We start from the raw sequence: 17,172 nt of genomic DNA, 5'->3' as shown, positions 1-17,172 counted from the left end.
CCGATTCGAGCTGATCTCGCCACTCAGCCTGGAAGTAAGCAGGCGGATAGATCAGGCTGGTGGACGTCGTGGACACCACGTTGATTCCGGCCTCGAGCAATCTGAGGTAATCGGGAACCGCGCCGGCGTCGCGCTCGGGGCCGCTGGCGGTGTCCACGACGTCCACCAGCCTGATCTATCCGCCTGCTTACTTCCAGGCTGAGTGGCGAGATCAGCTCGAATCGGCTGCCAAATCGGGAAATGTCTCGTTCTACGGGTCAGGCATCTTTCCCGGATTCGGCTCGGATCAACTCGCGCTCGTGCTGGCGACACAGTCGAAAGCGATTCGTACGCTGACGGTTACCGAGGTTGCGCTCAACGACCACTACCCAGTGGCCAGCGTCATGATGGACGGGATGGGATTCGGCCGTCCACTCGACTTCGAGCCGATGCTGAGCAATCCGGGTTTCATCGAGATGGCTTGGAATGCACCAATTCACCTAATAGCAGAGGGCTTGGGAGTCGAAGTGCAAGAGATTCACGGCACGCTCGACCGGCGGCTGACCGATCGCGACATCGACGTCGCTTTCGGAACGATTGCAGCCGGAACATGCGGCGCCGTGAGCACCCGTGCCGCTGGTGTCGTTGATGGTCGCGAGGCGATCGTGGTCAAGCACATCATCCGGATGGCCCGCGATGTGGCGCCGGATTGGTTGAGCTCCGACTGCGACGCCACCTACCGCGTCGACATCGAGGGTGACCCTGACATCCACTGCTCGATGACGCTCGGCGAGGCGGAAGGACACGGCGCCGGCCGCGGCGCGATGGCCGCCACCGCAATGCGGGTCGTCAATGCCATCCCCTACGTCGTGGATGCACCGGCGGGACTGCTGAGTTCGCTCGATCTGCCGATCACCCTGCCGCGCCACGCCCTCTAAGCGAGCGTCACCCGGCCCATAATCAGGTCCATGATGGGCTTGCCCGGCGGAAATGCGCCGGTCAGCGACGACATCACGTGTCCATTGTCGACGAGAAGAGTTATGCCGCTAATCCCGCAGGCCGCGTCGCTATTGAGAAAAGCCATCGCATTGGCCATCTGATCGGGCGTGTGGACTTGGCAACCGGTTTCATCCCGGTAATCCTGGGCGAACGTCAGCCACAGATCGGCGTTAGCACGAGCCAGTGGCGTATCCGTCGGACCGGGACAGATGGCGTTGATGCGCACGCCCTTCTTCAACAGCGAGTAGGCCTGGGTTGCCACGTAGGCGTTAATGGCTTTTTTGCTGAAGCCGTAGTGGATGATGCCTTCGGCCTCGTGCGCCGAAGCCCACGCGTCGGCGGTCTCGTAATCAGGTGTTGCCAAGAACTCCTGAAGGAGCGGCAAGTCGTTCTCCCAGCCCATACCGGCTACCGAGGAGATGAAACAGATCGCGGAGCCCCGGCGTAACCGGTCACCGTCCAACAGCCGCTGAATCAGATGACGATGCCCAATAAAGTTGACCCGCATCAGTTTTGGACCATCAGCAATACCAGCGGCTGAAAAGATCGCATCGACCGGTGCGCTCATCTCATCGAGTGCACGGTCAATCGAGGCCCGGTCCGTCAGGTCTACCGCTACTGTTTGCGCCGCCTCGTAAGTCACCGGCACGCAGTCCATGACTACTACTTCGGCGCCGAGCGCCGCCGCGGTCTGGGCCGCCGCAGCGCCCATGCCGGTGGCGCCGCCGACGACGAGTACCCGCTTGCCGTCGTACCGGAACTGTTCGATACCGGACATTGTTCTCCTTCTGGTGGAACCGGAACCTGCAAGCACTCTACGAGGAACATATATTTGGTTTCAATAGCTGAGGGTGTTCGCTGGCCGCTGGATGACGTCAGTTACCCGAGGCGCGGTCGGCGGCGCCGCGCACCACCGTGTCGCGGGCGTTGATCAGCGCCGCACCCGTCCCCTGGGCGCGCACAATGTTTTCCGGCATCCACAGGACGTCCATCACACACCGCGCCAGCATCTCGATGGAGGGCGTGTCGATCCGGATGTCTCCTGACCGGATTCCCTCGGAAAGCAGTGATTTCAGTTGCCGCATCCGCATGGTGAACAACAACCCGGGGTTGGGCGTATCGGGTGGGGACTGCCGCATCCATGCCAGCTGGATCTTCCACTCGTCGGGAAACTGGTCCAAGGCGTTGATGTTGATCCAGGTCAGGGCATCCAACTTCTCCGTGGGTGTGGCGTCCGCTCGAAGAACGGTGGCAAAGCCGCCCCCGGCTTTCTTGCCGAACGACTCCATGATCGACCCGAGGAGTTCATCTTTTGAGCCGATCAGCCGATACACCGTGCCGGTCCCCAGTCCTGCCGCCGAGGCAATATCCCGGATGGTGGTGACCTCATATCCCTTGCGGCCGAACTCGGCCCGAGCCACCGCGCGGACATGCGCTGCTTTATCGTTGATCCTAGAATCAGGGTCGTCAGCCCACGTCTTGATTGCGGCCTCGGCAGCGACGAAGGCGCGAGAGCGGTCCAGTTCCTCGTCGCTGTGCGGTCGACTGGCCAGCCCCTCCAACATGATCCGGCACAACAGTGCAGCGGCCTGATCGGCCGCGGCGGTATGCCGGATGACATCGAGGCCGACGTGCATCATGGACTGACAGATCCGGTCCGCCAGCGTAGGTAGATCGATATCTGCCCGGAGGTAACCGCTCCACCTGCCTGCACGCAGTGTTTGCAGCATCGCCTGTTGGACCGCGTCGGGCGGATGTTGGAGCAATTCGACCAGCTCCGTATTCGCGCTCGGCGCCTCGTAAAACGACATCTGCAGCGCGGCACGATGCGCCACGGCGCATCGCGCGATGGCCGATCCCAGGTCGACGATCGCCGCAGCGGCCGGCTGTGAGCGCTCGTCCAATTTTTCGTGGGCGATTTCGCCGATGCGTTCCAGATCGGCGTAATACCGCCGGACAAGCTCGACGAGAATCGCTTCCTTGGATTCGAAATGGTGGTACAAGCTACCCGGGAGAATGCCGGCAGCATCGGCGATCTCTTGCAGCGAGGTGCGCAGGCCGGAGGAGGCGATCAACGACTCCGCGGTCTGCAGGATCTCGGTGCGGCGCGTCCCGTCGTCGTAGGCGCCACCGGTGGCCTCGCTGGAAGCTCCCGGCTGGGTTTGGCGCAGCTTCGGTGTCATGGGCGCACCCACCATGACACCTCCACGGGTCTGCGCTCCTATCCCGGGTTTGCCGGCAGTCGTCAGTGGTCGTCCGGCGCCGTTGGGGCAAGCCGGCGACCGAATATTTGGTAAAACGCTACCAGACGGTAGCCCCATCGTCGGGCAGTGTGAAACTCCTGAATGCGGCGGTAGGCCGGCGGAAGAAAGCCTCGTCCGGGGGTGGCGACGAGCGGCCTGATCGGGTGTAGCCGCCACTAGCTCGTTGCAGCGCAACAAAACTAGGCGAGATCGCCCTTAGTCCGCCACGACGATTGACGATGAGCAGAGGGCACGTTAGGGTCTGAACAAATTTTAGGTCGCGCAGCAAGCGGTTGGTGAGGTGTGCCGACTCCCATCTCGTGGACCGTTTCGGAGAGGAATAACCGATGACCGCAGAAAAAACAACGCCGACCACGGGAACGCCACCCCCCGCACAGCGAAAAGGATCGCCGTGGATCTGGGCATGGGTAGCCGCCGCGGTCGGCGTGCTCGTCTTCTTCCTCGCCAATGCCCGCACCGGCCTGACGTCCGACCGGGTCCGCAACCCCGAGGTCACCGCGTCGCCGCCGCCGCGGCCGGTGCCGGTCTTGTTCGGGTTCGAGCATTGGCTCGGCGTCCTGGAAGCCTTCACGATCGTCGTGATGGTCCTCATCACGGTTACCTACGTGGTGGTGTGGCGTCGGCACCCGTATCACCCGGTGTTGTTGATGGGAATCGTCACGACGTTGATCGTCTGGCAGGACCCGATCATGAACTGGGCGCCGTTCGCGGTCTACAACCCGGAGCTACATCACCTGCCCGAAGACTGGCCCCTGGTATCGCTCTCGCCAACAGTCGAGCCGTTTGTGGTCCTCGGCTACATCATGTTCTACCTGGCTCCCTATTTCCCGGGCATCTGGTTGCTGCGCCGGATCCAGGCGCGTCGGCCTGCCGACTCCTTCGTGTGGCGCCACCCGCTGATCAGCCTGTCGATCTGCATCCTCCCGTTCGGCATGCTCTTGGATGCGGCACTGGAGATCACGCTGGTTCAAACCGGGATGTACATCTATTCCCAGGTCCCGTTCGGGTCGATCTTCGTCGGTCAGACGCACCAGTTCCCGTTCATCTTCGAGATACTGGCGGTCAACTTCGTGATGGTGCCGGCCGGGGTACTGCTGTACCGCGACGACACCGGCCGCACTGTGGCCGAGAAACTGGCGCAGCGGGCGAAAATCTTCGCCAGCCGTCCAACCCTCGGCATGTTCGTGGTGATGCTGGTCCTGATCAACCTCGGCTACTTCTGCTATGGCGGCACGTTTGCCCTGGTCAAAATGACTCACCTGTCACGGACGGTCGCCTGCCCGTGGCCGTACCCGGAAGCCAAAATCTATGACCCCCAGGGCTTTTACGAAAAGGAGGGCCAGCCTGGCCCGTATTCGGTGGGCATCTGGTCGACCTGGCTGAGCGGCCAGCCGAACGGGCGGCCGGACGTCGAACCACCGGCCGATGACGGACGGTGCGGGCCGGGCAATGGTTGAGTCACGCAGCGTCGTCATCACCGGTGCGTCGCGCGGACTCGGGTTTGCCTCCGCGGTCCATCTGTATCGGCGAGGATGGCGCGTCGTGGCCGCAATGCGCAACCCGGAGCCGGGATTGTCGCGGCTGTGTGAAGCCACCGGTGGGCGCGACGACGACGCGCGGTTGATCGGAATCCCGCTGGACCTGACCGACTCCGCATCGGTTGCAGCCGCCGCCAAGATGATCGAAGGAGCCGTTGGCGCGCCCTACGCGGTGGTGCACAATGCCGGGATCTCTGCCGCCGGGATGGCTGAAGAAACGCCGAGTACCCTGTGGGAGCGGATGTTTCAGACCTCCATCTTTGGACCGGTGGCTTTGACGAACGCGCTGCTGCCGGCAATGCGGGCCGCCGGCCGAGGGCGAATAATCATGGTTTCCAGCCAGAGCGGTGTGCGCGGCATGCCGTCGACGGCGGCATATTCCGCAGCCAAGGGAGCCATGGAGCGGTGGGGTGAATCGCTTTCCGGTGAGATCGCGCCATTCGGGCTGGGCGTGACAATCCTGGTCACCGGGACCTACGACACTGAGATCATCACCGACGCCGGCACGACGGATTGCCGTGATCTCGAAGGGCCCTATGCGCGTCAACACGCCGCCATCGACCGGCGGGGCCGATTAGCGATGAAGCTCGCAGCGCGACCGCCGGAGCGCTTCGCGGCAGGGCTGGCCAAGGCTCTCGAAGCGCGCGCGCCGTTCGTCCGGCGCTCGGTGGGGCCTGATGCACGGATGCTGTTACTCGCCAACCGACTATTACCTGCCGCTGGACTTCATCACATGACCCGTTTGATGATGGGACAACCCCGGTTCGGCGCCCTGACAACCCAGGAGACGGAGAAAAATGGCTGACACCCCCGCGATTCGTTTCGAATCGAAGATGATGATTGACGGCAAGCTGGTCGAGGGTAGCGCGGGCACGTTCGCCAATATCAACCCCGCGACCGAAGAGGTCATCGGCGAGGTTGCCGACGCGTCGAAGGAAGATATGCACCGGGCCATCGACGCCGCCCGGCGGGCGTTCGACGAAACCGATTGGTCCACCGACCACAAGTTGCGCCAGCGTTGCCTGTTGCAGCTGCACGACGCGATCGACGCCGAGCGGGAAGAGTTGCGCGAGGAGCTCATTCTCGAGGTCGGTTCGCCGCGGGCAATAACCTTCGGTCCGCAGCTGGACGCCCCGCTGGAAGACGGGCTGCGCTATCCCGCGAAGCTGATCGACGAGTATCCGTGGGAAACCGACCTCGGCGACAAGACGATCAGCCTCACCGGCACGTTGACGACGCGCAAGGTATGGCGGGAGCCGGTCGGCGTGGTCGGCGCAATTGTGCCGTGGAACTTCCCCTTTGAGGTCACGATCAACAAGCTTGGCCAGGCGCTGGCTACCGGTAACACCGTGGTACTCAAGCCGGCGCCGAACACGCCGTTCAACGCGACCCGGTTGGGCCGGCTGATCGCCGAAAAGACCGATATCCCCGCCGGTGTGGTCAACGTCGTCACTGCATCGGATCACTTTGTGGGCGAAGAGCTCACCCTGTCGCCCAAGGTCGACCTGATCTCGTTCACCGGCTCGACGGTGGTCGGCAAGCGGATCATGGAGAAGGGCGCCGCCACGATGAAGCGGCTGTTCCTCGAGCTTGGCGGCAAGTCGGCCACCATCGTCTTGGAGGACGCCGACTTCGGCATGGCATGCGCGATCGGCATCGCGCCGTGTATGCACGCGGGGCAGGGCTGTGCGAACCCGACCCGGATGCTGCTGCCGCGCTCTCGCTACGACGAGGGGGTGGCGATCCTGAAGGGCATCTACGAGAACGTCACGTGCGGCGACCCGCAGGATCCCGGCACCCTGTGCGGTCCGGTGATCTCGGAAGTGCAGCGCGACCGGGTGATGGGCTACATCAAGAAGGGCGTCGAAGAGGGCGCCACCGCACTGGTCGGCGGGCCAGATGCACCCACTGGATTTGACAAAGGATTCTTTGTTCGGCCAACCCTTTTCACTGACGTGGACAACTCGATGACGATCGCCCAAGAGGAAATTTTCGGTCCGGTGCTGGCGGTCATCCCGTTCGACGACGAGGAGGACGCGATCCGCATCGCCAACGACAGCGCGTACGGATTGGCGGGCAACGTGATGTCGGGCTCGCTGGAGCATTCGCTGGCGGTAGCCCGGAGGATCCGGGCCGGCTTCATGGGCGTCAACGGTGGCGCCCCCTACGGGGCCGATACCCCGTTCGGCGGATATAAGTACAGCGGGGTGGGCCGTCAGAACGGTATAGCCGGATTCGACCAGTACACCGAAGTCAAGTCGGTGGGGTATCCCGCGGGCTGAAGGAGGGCACCAGTGCAGCGGTTTGACGATCTCGACGACGTCGATGCCGTTGGTGATGTGCTGACGGAGTTGCGCTTTGACGACCGTGTGGTTGTCGTGACCGGAGCCGGCCGCGGGATAGGGCGAAGCCACGCATTACTGCTGGCCGCGAAGGGTGCTTGTGTCGTGGTCGCCGATTACGGTGTCGGCATTGGCGGCGGCGGGGCGTCGCCGGCGCCGGCTGAGGACGTCGTGGTCGAGATCAACGACCGCGGTGGACGGGCGGTGGCATGCCATGCATCGGTGGCCGAGGAGCGCGGCGCACAACGCATCATCGATACCGCGATCGACACATTTGGACGCCTCGATGCGGTTATCAACAATGCGGGCATCCATGACCCCGGCGCCTTCGACGCACTCTCCATCGAGCAACACCGTGCCATGCTCGACGTGCACTATTTCGGCACCCTGTTCGTCAGTCGGGCCGCATGGCCGCACTTCATCCGGGCGGGATACGGCCGCATCGTCAACACCGTCTCCGAGGCCATGCTGGGCGGCATTCCCGAGCTGACCAGTTACGGCGCGGCAAAGGGAGCGGTCTTCGGCCTCACCCGCAATCTGGCCACCGAGGCTCTTGCCCATGGAATCCGGGTCAATGCCGTTGCGCCGCGGGCCTTTACCCGGATGTCGGCCTCACACTCGGAGCGGTTGTCGGCCGTTCTGGACATGCCCAAAGAGGTCATGGAAGAAATCAACGCCAGCATGCCGCCGGAAATGTGCGCCCCGGCGGCTGCCTTCTTGGCGCACGAATCGTGCCCCCTCAACGGCGAGATTCTGCAGGCAGGCATGGGCTCGGTCGCTCGCATCGCCGTCGTGCACACGCAGGGGCTGACCAAATCGCCGCTGACGGCCGAGGATATCGCATACAACCTGGACGCCATCATGGATCTCGCTGACGCGCGGGTATCTGAAACCACGACGGTGGTGCAGTAGCGAACCGGCGAACGCCTGCTAGCACCGTTTGACCTAATATTTGTTCCAGCATAGAGTGCGACTGTGGGTCACCGCAGGTGCGGTGTCATACGAGTTTGTGGGAGGCCATCGTGCGTGACTTTGAAACGGTCGATTACTTCTCCGACGCATCGTTGATCCCGGACCCGTACCCATATTTCGACTTTCTTCGCGCGCAGTGCCCGGTGCGGCGGGATTCACAGCACGGCGTGGTGGCCGTGACCGGACATGCCGACGCCCTCGCGGTGTACAGAGACCCGGCGTTCTCGGCGTGCGTGTCGGTCGCCGGGCCATTTTCCGGCCTGCCCTTCGAACTTGAGGGCGACGACATCAGTGCACTCATCGAGCAACACCGTTCGCAGATCCCAATGAGCGAACACATCGTCACCCAAGACCCACCGCATCACACGCGGACCCGCGGACTGCTCAGCCGTCTGTTAACTCCTAAGCGGCTCAAGGAAAACGAAGACTTCATGTGGCGGCTCGCCGATCAGCAGCTCGACGAATTCGTATTTCGCGGCAAGTGCGAGTTTCTCGACGACTACGCCAGGCCGTTCTCGGGGCTGGTCATTGCCGATCTACTCGGGGTCCCGGCAGAAGACCACGAGGAATTCCGTGCCGTGTTTTCCGGCCAGTTTTCCGGTGGGATCGAGGACGATTCGGTGACACGTGCCCACAATCCGTTGGAGTGGCTCGACGATAAGTTCTCTGCCCACATCACCGAACGACGGCGAGAGCCACGTGAGGATGTGCTGACGCAGCTGGCTCTGGCGAAATATCCGGACGGGTCAACTCCCGACATCATCGACGTGGTTCGGCTCGCCACGTTCCTGTTTGCGGCCGGACAGGAAACAACGACGAAATTGCTCAGCTTCGGGATGAAGATGATCGCGGAACATCCCGAGCTCCAAACGCAGCTGCGCACCGAACGTGACCGCATTCCAGCCTTCATCGAAGAGACACTGCGAACGGAAAGCCCAGTCAAATCCCACTTCCGCATGGCGCGCACCTCGACGACGATCGGCGATGTTCCCATTGCCGCCGGTTGCACCGTGATGTTGCTGCCTGGGGCCAGCAACCGCGATGCCCGGAAGTTCGAGGAACCCGACCGCTTCCGCCTCGACCGCCCCAACGTACGCGAGCACGTGGCCTTCGGGCGCGGCAACCACTCTTGCCCTGGCGCACCGCTGGCCCGCGCAGAGGGGCAGATTTCGCTCAACCGCATCCTCGACCGGATGTCCGACATCACCATTTGCGAGGCGGTACACGGTCCGCCCGACGCTCGCCGCTACAGCTATGAGCCGACCTGGCAAATGCGGGGACTGACCGAACTGCACCTCGAGTTCGATCCGATCCGCTAAGGCAGCGGCGTCGTGTGAGGACTTCACGTCCGCTCATGCCGTATGCCTTACAGTTGGCGTGTCGGTCGGGCGGGATCGTCCGAGCACTGGTGACTCCCGGAGGCATACCTCGGCGATGGGTACTGAACACACAAGCGGGCCGATGCCGCGATACCCGGACGACGTCACCCGCGAATGGTTATCGGAAGTACTCAGCGATCGCGGCTCGGCGGTCACGGTTTCGGCGGTCGACGTCACGGCGATCGGTACCGGGCAAACCGGGGCCACGTATCGGGTGTCGGCCGGCTACACGGCCAATCCGGACGGCTTGCCGGCTACCTTTGTGATCAAGCTGCCCGCACAGGACGACGCCGTGCGTGATCGGGTGACGATCGGTTACCGCAGCGAATGCGCGTTCTACGCCGGAGTGGCTGGCCGGGTCGAGGTGCCCGTACCGCAGTGCTTCTACTGCGCGATCACCGAGGATGCGATGGAGTACGCGCTGCTGCTCGCCGACCAGGCGCCGGCGGTACAGGGTGACCAGATAGCGGGCTGCGGTGAGCAGGAAGCACGGCTCGCCGTCACAGCGTTGGCCGGCTTGCACGGGCCCAGCTGGTGTGATCCGGTCTGGCTGGATTTCCCCGGCATTGCCTTCGCCCGGCCCGACGAACCCGCAGCCAACGGTCTGGGCGAGGTCGCGCAGATGAGCGCTGACATCACGCTGGACAAGCTCGGCGACCGGATGAGCAGAGTCGACCGCGAAACCTTCACCACCACTATGGGTTTGGTGACGCCGTGGCTGCTCGCCGAACAGAATCGCTTCTCCCTGCTACACGGCGACTACCGACTCGACAACATGCTGTTCAACTACGACACCAACAACATCACGGTGGTCGACTGGCAGACGCTGGGCGTCGGCCTCCCTGCGCGCGATCTGGCCTACTTCACCGCCACCAGCCTCAAGCCCGAACTACGCTCTGCGATCGAAACAGACCTCGTCGAGGCATATCATCGAACGCTCATCGGCCACGGCGTCACCGGCTATGACCGCGAAACATGCTGGCGCGACTACCGACTCGGCATGCCGCAAGCGCTGTTGATCTCCGCGTTAGGCTTCGCGTTCGCCACGGCCACCGACCGCGGCGACGAGATGGTGCTGACCATGCTGAGCCGCGGCTGCCAGGCGATCCGCGATCTCGGCACGCTGGACCTGATCGGCTAAATTCCTTTGGCGCGAGCGTGCGCAAACACGGTGATTAGCTCGGCGTGCCGGCCGGGGACACGCACGCTCGCGCGGAGGGGGAATGGGCGATCAGTACTGGGTAGAGCCCTGGTCGACCGCGATCTGGGCCGCCGTGACGTTGCGTGATTCATCGCTGGCCAGCCAGCACACCGCGTCGGCGATGTCTTCCGGCTCGGCCACCCAGCTCGGCAGAAACGGCGTGAGCATGTTGGTCAGCTGTGGATTGGTTTCGGCGGTGCTGGCGATCGCGGCGACCATGTCGCCGCTGCCCATCGGCGTGTTCACCGGTCCCGGATGTACGCTGTTGACCCGGATCGAATGCTTGCCCAACTCGGCGGCGAACGCGCGGGCCATCCCGGTCACGGCATGCTTGCTGGCCGTGTAATGCACCATGAACGGCTGTATCTTCATCCCGGCCGCGGAGCTGATCAAGATGATCGACCCACCGCGGCCGCCGTCAATAATCGATTGCGCGCCTGCCATCACTGTGTTCCAGGTGCCGGTGACGTTGACATCCATGACATCCCGAAACGATTCGGGGGTGATGTCGTTCCAGGCCTGCGGCGCCGAAATACCGGCGTTGGCGACGATGATATCTAGTCGTCCCAACGTCGTCACGCCGTCGCGGACCGCCTCCCGCAGTCCGTCGAAGTCACGGATATCGATGCTGGAGGCCAGGATTCGACGGCCGACGGCTTCCACCAGGCGCACCGTCTCGGCGAGATCTTCCGGGGTGGCGGAATCGTAGGGCACGCACGACGGCAGCTTGCCCGCGACATCGACGGCGATGATATCGGCGCCCTCGCGGGCCATCCGGACGGCGTGCGCGCGACCTTGGCCCCGCGCCGCTCCGGTGATGAAGGCCACCTTGCCCGTCAGCCGACCGCTCATGCACGCTGTCCTTTCGACGCCGCCCTGACCAGATTCGAGCCGACGATCAGCCGTTGAATCTCGCTGGTTCCCTCATAGAGTCGCAGCAGCCGAACGTCGCGATAGATCCGTTCTACGGGAACTTCGCGCATGTAGCCGCTGCCGCCGTGGACTTGCACGGCTAAATCCGCGACCTTGCCGGCCATTTCGGTACAGAACAGCTTCGCCGCCGACGGTGCGATCCGGCGGTCCTGATCGGTGATCCACAGCCGGGCAGCGTCACGAACCATCGCGCGCCCGGCCATCACCCCGGTCTGCTGGTCGGCCAGCATCGCTTGCACCAGTTGAAAGTTGCCGATCGGGGTGCCGCCTTGGGTCGCGGTGGCCGCATAGGTCACCGATTCATCGAGCGCCCGCTGAGCGGCTCCCACCGCCAGCGCGGCGATGTGGATCCGGCCGCGCGCCAAGGAGGTCATGGCCGCCCGGTAGCCGATATCCTCACTGCCACCGATCAGCGCGCTGCCGGGTACCCGGACGTCGGTGAAGCGGACGTCGGACGTCCACGCCCCCTCCTGGCCCATTTTCGCGTCCTTGGCGCCGACCTCGACGCCCGCGGCATCCGCGGGAACCAAAAACACCGCGATGCCCGGACCGGCGTCGTCCGCCGGCCGGGTGCGGGCGAACACCACGAACAGATCGGCCACTGGTGCATTGGTGATGAAGCGTTTCTCGCCGGAGATCACCCAATCACCGTCCTCGCGAACGGCTTTGGTGCGCAATCCAGCCGGGTTGGACCCGGCGCCGGACTCGGTCAGCGCGAACGAGGCGACCACGTCGCCCGAGGCCATCGCCGCCAGCCAGCGAGACTTCTGCTCGTCGGTACCAAAGCCGACCAAGACCTGGCCGGCGATGCCGTTGTTGGTGCCGAACATCGAGCGCAGCGCCAGCGAGGTGTAGCCCAACTCCATCGCCAGTTCGACGTCTTGGGCGAGGTCCAAACCGAGTCCACCCCACTCCTGCGGGATGGCATATCCGAACAGCCCCATCTTCTTGGTCTGCTCGCGAAGATCGTCGGGCACCCGGTCGCTAGCCAGGATGTCCTGCTCGCGCGGGATGACGGCGGCGCGGACGAATTGGCGCGTCTGCGCGAGGATCTGCTGGAAATCGTCGTCGTCGACGGCGACAGCGGCCATGAGGTCCGCACTCCCTTCCGGGCGACGGCAGACGCCCAAACCAGCGTGATCATATATGAAATATGATGTGCAAAGATGTCGGGGGTTGGAGCTCGAAGAGGATGGTGATCAGGTGTCATTGCTGACCGGTCAAACCGCGGTCGTTACCGGTGGTGCCCAGGGCTTGGGATTCGCGATCGCCGAGCGATTCGTCGCCGAGGGTGCACGCATCGTGCTTGGCGACGTGAATCTCGAGGCAACGCAGGCCGCGGCCAAGCAACTCGGCGGCGACGATGTCGCGCTCGCGGTGCGCTGCGACGTCACGCTCGGATCCGACGTCGACACGCTGGTCGCTGCCGCCGTCGAGCGGTTCGGCAGCTTGGACGTCATGGTCAACAACGCCGGTATCACCCGTGATGCGACGATGCGCAAGATGACCGAGGAGCAGTTCGACCAAGTCATCGCGGTGCATCTGAAGGGAACCTGGAATGGCCTCCGCAAGGCCGCGGCGATCATGCGGGAGAACAAGCGTGGCGCGATCGTCAACATGTCGTCGCTGTCGGGCAAGGTCGGGATGGTCGGACAAACCAACTACTCGGCGGCCAAGGCCGGAATCGTGGGGATGACCAAGGCCGCCGCCAAGGAACTCGCCCACCTCGGTGTGCGGGTAAACGCGATCGCACCCGGCTTGATCCGCTCTGCGATGACCGAAGCGATGCCGCAACGTATTTGGGACGAAAAGGTATCCGAAGTCCCGATGGGCCGCGCCGGTGAGCCGGTCGAAGTCGCCAACGTCGCGCTGTTTTTGGCGTCCGACCTGTCGTCGTACATGACAGGCACCGTGCTGGACGTGACCGGCGGAAGGTTCATGTGACCGCGCCGAGAGAAGCCGTGATTTGTGAACCCGTCCGGACACCGATCGGCCGCTACGGCGGCATGTTCAAATCGCTGACCGCCGTCGACCTCGGTGTCGCCGCGCTGACGGGGTTGTTGGAGCGAACCGGTATCCCGGCCGAAGCCGTCAACGACGTCGTCCTCGGGCACTGCTATCCCTGCAGCGAGGCACCGGCGATCGGGCGGGTGGTGGCGCTCGACGCCGGGCTGCCGGTGACGGTGCCGGGGATGCAGGTCGACCGCCGCTGCGGCTCAGGGCTGCAAGCAGTCATCCAGGCGTGCCTGCAAGTCGCCAGCGGTGACAACGATCTCGTCGTAGCCGGTGGCGCAGAGAGCATGAGCAACGTGGCGTTCTACTCCACCGATATGCGCTGGGGCGGCGCCCGCGGCGGTGTGCGGGTGCATGACGGGCTCGCGCGCGGGCGGACGACCGCCGGCGGTCGTCACCACCCGGTGCCCGGCGGCATGTTGGAGACCGCCGAGAACTTGCGCCGGCAATACCGCATCTCGCGCGCCGAGCAAGACGAACTCGCGGTGACCTCACACCGGCGTGCGGTGGCCGCGCAAAAGGACGGCACCTTGGCCGAAGAGATCATCCCGGTCGCCGTGCGCACGCGCCAGGGTGAGGAACTGGTCGACACCGACGAGCATCCGCGTGCCGACACCTCGGTAGAGTCGCTGAGCAAGCTCAAACCGGTTCTGCTGGCTGATGATCCGGATGCAACCGTGACCGCCGGGAACTCCAGCGGGCAAAACGACGCGGCGTCGATGTGCATAGTGACCACGCCGCAGAAAGCCGACGAACTAGGGCTCACGCCGCTGGTCCGCCTGGTGTCGTGGGGGGCCGCGGCAGTGGCGCCCCACGTCATGGGCATCGGTCCGGTGCCCGCTACCGAGGTCGCACTGGCCAAAGCGGGGCTGCACTTGAGCGACATCGAACTCATCGAGCTTAACGAGGCGTTCGCGGCCCAAGCGCTCGCGGTGATGCGGGAGTGGGGGTTCACCGCATCGGATCACGAGCGCACCAACGTGCACGGATCCGGGATCTCGCTGGGCCATCCGGTCGGCGCGACCGGCGGCAGGATGCTGGCCACGCTGGCGCGTGAACTGCAACGGCGTCAAGCACGCTACGGCCTGGAAACCATGTGCATCGGCGGCGGCCAGGGACTGGCCGCGGTATTCGAACGGGTGTCAGCATGAATATGCCGTTAGACGACATCACAGTCGTCGAGGTGTCGAGCTTCGTCGCCGCACCGTTGTGTGGTATGACGCTGAATCAATTGGGCGCGCAAGTGATTCGAGTCGACCCGATTGGCGGCGCCTCCGACGTCAACCGCTGGCCGTTGGCAGCCAGTGGCACCTCGATCTACTGGACCGGATTGAACAGAGGCAAGCGGTCCGTCACGATCGATTTGCGCTCACCCGACGGCCAGGAGTTGGTTCAGCGGCTAATTGTCGAAGGGGACGGCGTCGTGGTGACCAACGCCGCGGGGCTGTCCTGGCTGTCCTACGAACGGTTGACCGCGCTGCGCTCCGACATCATCCACGTCCAGTTACTCGGCCGCGGTGACGGTTCCACTGCCGTGGATTACACGGTCAACGCGGCGACCGGCTACCCGCTTGTCACCGGCCCGGCTGAGCACGGCGGTCCGATCAATCATGTGCTGCCGGCCTGGGATGTGTGCTGTGGGTTGTACGCCGCACTGGGGGTGACCGCCGCGTTGCGCCGTCGCGACCATTCCGGTGAGGGCGCCAAAATCACTCTCGCACTGGAAGATGTCGCACTTGCCACCGCCGGCAACCTGGGCCTGTTGACCGAGCCGCAAGTCAACGGCACCCAACGTCCACGAGTGGGCAATGCCATCTACGGTCAGTACGGTCAGGACTTCACCAGCCGTGACGGCGCCGCATTCATGGTGGTCACGTTGACCAAGCGGCACTTCCGTGACCTAGTCGAGGTCACGGGCACCGGCGCAGCGATGTCCGCGCTCGCCGAAGCCCTTGGTGCCGACTTCAGCACCGAGGGCGACCGCTACCGCTATCGAGACGTGCTGAGCGGCTTGTTCGCAACCTGGTTCAGCGAACACATCGCCGACGAGATCACCGCAGCATTGTCGGCCACCACGGTCTTGTTCGAGCGCTACCGCAGCTTCGCACAGGTTGCTGAAGACCAACGGGTGACGTCCAATCCGCTGTTTTCCCGGCTGCACCAAGACGGACTGGGGGACTATCTCGCACCGGGCATGCCGATGGCCGTCGACGGCACCCACCCGGCGAGTGGGCCGGCCCCCGCACTCGGCGTCGACACCGTAGACGTTCTCACCGGTCGATTGGGGTTGAGCACCGCTGATATCGAGCGGCTGGCCACCGCGAAAACCATTGCCTGCTAAGCAGAGGAGAGTTGCATGACCAGACTTGCCCAGACGGTTGGCCTGACCGACTTTCAGACCGAGATCATCGCCACCGTCCGGCAGTTCGTCGAGAAGGAAGTCATTCCCAACGCACCCGAGCTCGAACGAACCGACACCTACCCGCAGGCCATTGTCGACCAGATGCGTGACATGGGCCTGTTCGGCATGATGATCCCCACCGAGTATGGCGGACTGGGGGAGTCACTGCTGACTTATGCGCTGTGCGTGGAGGAGTTGGCGCGCGGTTGGATGAGCATCTCCGGTGTCCTCAACACCCACTTCATCGTTGCCTACATGGTGCGCCAACACGGCACCGATGCCCAGAAGCAACGACTGCTGCCGAGAATGTCAACGGGCGAAGTCCGTGGTGCGTTCTCGATGTCCGAGCCGGAGTTGGGCTCCGACGTCGCGGCGATCCGCACCCGCGCGGCGCGCAATCCCGACGGCACCTACACCATCGACGGCCAGAAGATGTGGCTCACCAACGGCGGCAGCTCCACATTGGTGGCGGCGTTGGTGCGCACCGATGAGGGAGCAGAGTCGCCGCACCGCAACCTGACGGCCTTCCTCATCGAGAAGCCGGTCGGATTCGGCGAGGTCGCACCGGGGCTGGTGATCCCGGGCAAGATCGACAAGTTGGGCTATAAGGGCATCGATACCACCGAATTCATCTTCGACGGGTACGTGGCCAGCGCCGACGACGTGCTGGGCGGTGCACCGGGGCAGGGCTTCTATCAGATGATGGACGGTATCGAGGTCGGGCGCGTCAACGTCTCGGCGCGGGCCTGCGGGGTCGCTGTGCGGGCCTTCGAACTCGCAGTCCGATACGCCCAGCAGCGACACACATTCGGTAAGCCGATCGCCGAGCACCAGGCCATTGCATTCCAAATCGCCGAAATGGCAACCAAGGTCGAGGCCGCGCATCTGATGATGGTCAACGCCGCGCGACTCAAAGACTCCGGGGAACGCAACGATGTCGCCGCCGGCATGGCGAAATACCTTGCCAGTGAATACTGCTCGGAGGTCACCCAGCAAAGCTTCCGCATCCACGGCGGTTACGGCTACTCCAAAGAATACGAGATCGAGCGACTGATGCGCGACGCACCGTTCCTGCTCATCGGCGAGGGAACCAGCGAGATCCAAAAGCAGATCATCAGCAAGCGGCTGCTGGCCGACTATCGGATTTGACC

General features: G+C 64.0%; 14 protein-coding genes and 1 pseudogene. 11 read left to right on the top strand and 4 right to left on the bottom strand.

Annotation, left to right across the window (positions count from 1 at the left end; translation table 11 throughout):
• Positions 1–134: 134 nt before the first annotated feature.
• Positions 135–917: pseudogene (locus tag A5707_RS01105) on the top strand (dihydrodipicolinate reductase); the annotation flags it as partial.
• Here the strand turns inward: A5707_RS01105 and A5707_RS01100 are convergent.
• Together A5707_RS01100 and A5707_RS01095 are read right to left on the bottom strand one after the other, a co-directional pair.
• Positions 914–1,756, bottom strand: a complete 843-nt coding sequence (locus A5707_RS01100) for an SDR family oxidoreductase (protein ID WP_065012689.1) — start codon at positions 1,754–1,756, stop codon at positions 914–916. The pseudogene A5707_RS01105 and the gene A5707_RS01100 overlap by 4 nt on opposite strands.
• Positions 1,757–1,853: 97 nt before the next feature.
• Positions 1,854–3,161 (bottom strand): TetR/AcrR family transcriptional regulator, encoded by a 1,308-nt coding sequence (locus A5707_RS01095; RefSeq protein WP_082969173.1) that lies wholly within the window; start codon positions 3,159–3,161, stop codon positions 1,854–1,856.
• A gap of 407 nt (positions 3,162–3,568) precedes the next feature.
• Here A5707_RS01095 and A5707_RS01090 point away from each other — a divergent pair, with 407 nt between their 5' ends.
• The 6 genes from A5707_RS01090 to A5707_RS01065 all read left to right on the top strand — a co-directional run bounded on the left by A5707_RS01090 (position 3,569) and on the right by A5707_RS01065 (position 10,614).
• A complete protein-coding gene (locus A5707_RS01090) occupies positions 3,569–4,699 on the top strand; it encodes a spirocyclase AveC family protein (RefSeq protein ID WP_065012688.1) in 1,131 nt (376 codons plus the stop codon).
• Positions 4,692–5,585 (top strand): SDR family oxidoreductase, encoded by an 894-nt coding sequence (locus A5707_RS01085; RefSeq protein WP_197495206.1) that lies wholly within the window; start codon positions 4,692–4,694, stop codon positions 5,583–5,585. Before A5707_RS01090 ends, A5707_RS01085 begins: the two co-directional genes overlap by 8 nt.
• Before the next feature lie 28 nt (positions 5,586–5,613).
• Positions 5,614–7,062 (top strand): aldehyde dehydrogenase family protein, encoded by a 1,449-nt coding sequence (locus A5707_RS01080; protein ID WP_156657419.1) that lies wholly within the window; start codon positions 5,614–5,616, stop codon positions 7,060–7,062.
• Positions 7,063–7,074: 12 nt separating this feature from the next.
• Positions 7,075–8,034, top strand: coding sequence for an SDR family NAD(P)-dependent oxidoreductase (locus tag A5707_RS01075; RefSeq protein WP_232000587.1), 960 nt, complete (start codon positions 7,075–7,077; stop codon positions 8,032–8,034).
• 110 nt (positions 8,035–8,144) lie between these two features.
• The gene (locus A5707_RS01070; RefSeq protein ID WP_065012691.1) at positions 8,145–9,413 is read left to right on the top strand and encodes a cytochrome P450; all 1,269 of its coding nucleotides are present in this window, start codon (positions 8,145–8,147) and stop codon (positions 9,411–9,413) included.
• A gap of 142 nt (positions 9,414–9,555) precedes the next feature.
• The gene (locus A5707_RS01065; RefSeq protein WP_065012685.1) at positions 9,556–10,614 is read left to right on the top strand and encodes a phosphotransferase family protein; all 1,059 of its coding nucleotides are present in this window, start codon (positions 9,556–9,558) and stop codon (positions 10,612–10,614) included.
• 90 nt (positions 10,615–10,704) lie between these two features.
• On the opposite strand, the gene A5707_RS01060 is transcribed toward A5707_RS01065, so the two are convergent.
• Positions 10,705–11,526, bottom strand: a complete 822-nt coding sequence (locus A5707_RS01060) for a mycofactocin-coupled SDR family oxidoreductase (RefSeq protein WP_065012684.1) — start codon at positions 11,524–11,526, stop codon at positions 10,705–10,707.
• A complete protein-coding gene (locus tag A5707_RS01055) occupies positions 11,523–12,698 on the bottom strand; it encodes an acyl-CoA dehydrogenase family protein (protein WP_065012683.1) in 1,176 nt (391 codons plus the stop codon). Before A5707_RS01055 ends, A5707_RS01060 begins: the two co-directional genes overlap by 4 nt.
• 55 nt (positions 12,699–12,753) lie before the next feature.
• Between A5707_RS01055 and fabG the strand changes: the two genes are divergently transcribed.
• From fabG to A5707_RS01035, 4 genes are read left to right on the top strand one after another with little or no spacing between them, the layout of a single operon-like run.
• Positions 12,754–13,551: a 3-oxoacyl-ACP reductase FabG gene (gene fabG / locus A5707_RS01050; RefSeq protein WP_065012682.1), complete on the top strand. Its 798-nt coding sequence runs from the start codon at positions 12,754–12,756 to the stop codon at positions 13,549–13,551.
• Positions 13,548–14,771 carry an acetyl-CoA C-acetyltransferase gene (locus tag A5707_RS01045; protein WP_065012681.1) on the top strand — a complete coding sequence of 408 codons (1,224 nt, stop codon included), beginning with the start codon at positions 13,548–13,550 and terminating at the stop codon, positions 14,769–14,771. The genes fabG and A5707_RS01045 overlap by 4 nt, the downstream gene beginning before the upstream one ends.
• Positions 14,768–15,961 (top strand): CoA transferase, encoded by a 1,194-nt coding sequence (locus tag A5707_RS01040; RefSeq protein ID WP_065012680.1) that lies wholly within the window; start codon positions 14,768–14,770, stop codon positions 15,959–15,961. Before A5707_RS01045 ends, A5707_RS01040 begins: the two co-directional genes overlap by 4 nt.
• Positions 15,962–15,976: 15 nt before the next feature.
• The gene (locus tag A5707_RS01035) at positions 15,977–17,170 is read left to right on the top strand and encodes an acyl-CoA dehydrogenase family protein (protein ID WP_065012679.1); all 1,194 of its coding nucleotides are present in this window, start codon (positions 15,977–15,979) and stop codon (positions 17,168–17,170) included.
• Positions 17,171–17,172: the final 2 nt, after the last annotated feature.

Source organism: Mycobacterium kyorinense (genome assembly GCF_001672775.1).
GTDB classification, from domain to species: Bacteria; Actinomycetota; Actinomycetes; order Mycobacteriales; family Mycobacteriaceae; genus Mycobacterium; species Mycobacterium kyorinense_A.
Note: the sequence above shows the minus strand (reverse complement) of the source record. Positions and strands in the feature narration are given on the sequence as shown.

Coding starts and splice junctions, on each gene's coding strand:
- A5707_RS01065 (WP_065012685.1), top strand. CDS start 9,556: ATGCCGCGATACCCGGACGACGTCACCCGCGAATGGTTATCGGAAGTA.
- A5707_RS01060 (WP_065012684.1), bottom strand. CDS start 11,526: ATGAGCGGTCGGCTGACGGGCAAGGTGGCCTTCATCACCGGAGCGGCG.
- A5707_RS01085 (WP_197495206.1), top strand. CDS start 4,692: ATGGTTGAGTCACGCAGCGTCGTCATCACCGGTGCGTCGCGCGGACTC.
- A5707_RS01100 (WP_065012689.1), bottom strand. CDS start 1,756: ATGTCCGGTATCGAACAGTTCCGGTACGACGGCAAGCGGGTACTCGTC.
- fabG (WP_065012682.1), top strand. CDS start 12,754: ATGAAATATGATGTGCAAAGATGTCGGGGGTTGGAGCTCGAAGAGGAT.
- A5707_RS01055 (WP_065012683.1), bottom strand. CDS start 12,698: ATGGCCGCTGTCGCCGTCGACGACGACGATTTCCAGCAGATCCTCGCG.
- A5707_RS01090 (WP_065012688.1), top strand. CDS start 3,569: ATGACCGCAGAAAAAACAACGCCGACCACGGGAACGCCACCCCCCGCA.
- A5707_RS01035 (WP_065012679.1), top strand. CDS start 15,977: ATGACCAGACTTGCCCAGACGGTTGGCCTGACCGACTTTCAGACCGAG.
- A5707_RS01080 (WP_156657419.1), top strand. CDS start 5,614: ATGATGATTGACGGCAAGCTGGTCGAGGGTAGCGCGGGCACGTTCGCC.
- A5707_RS01095 (WP_082969173.1), bottom strand. CDS start 3,161: ATGACACCGAAGCTGCGCCAAACCCAGCCGGGAGCTTCCAGCGAGGCC.
- A5707_RS01040 (WP_065012680.1), top strand. CDS start 14,768: ATGAATATGCCGTTAGACGACATCACAGTCGTCGAGGTGTCGAGCTTC.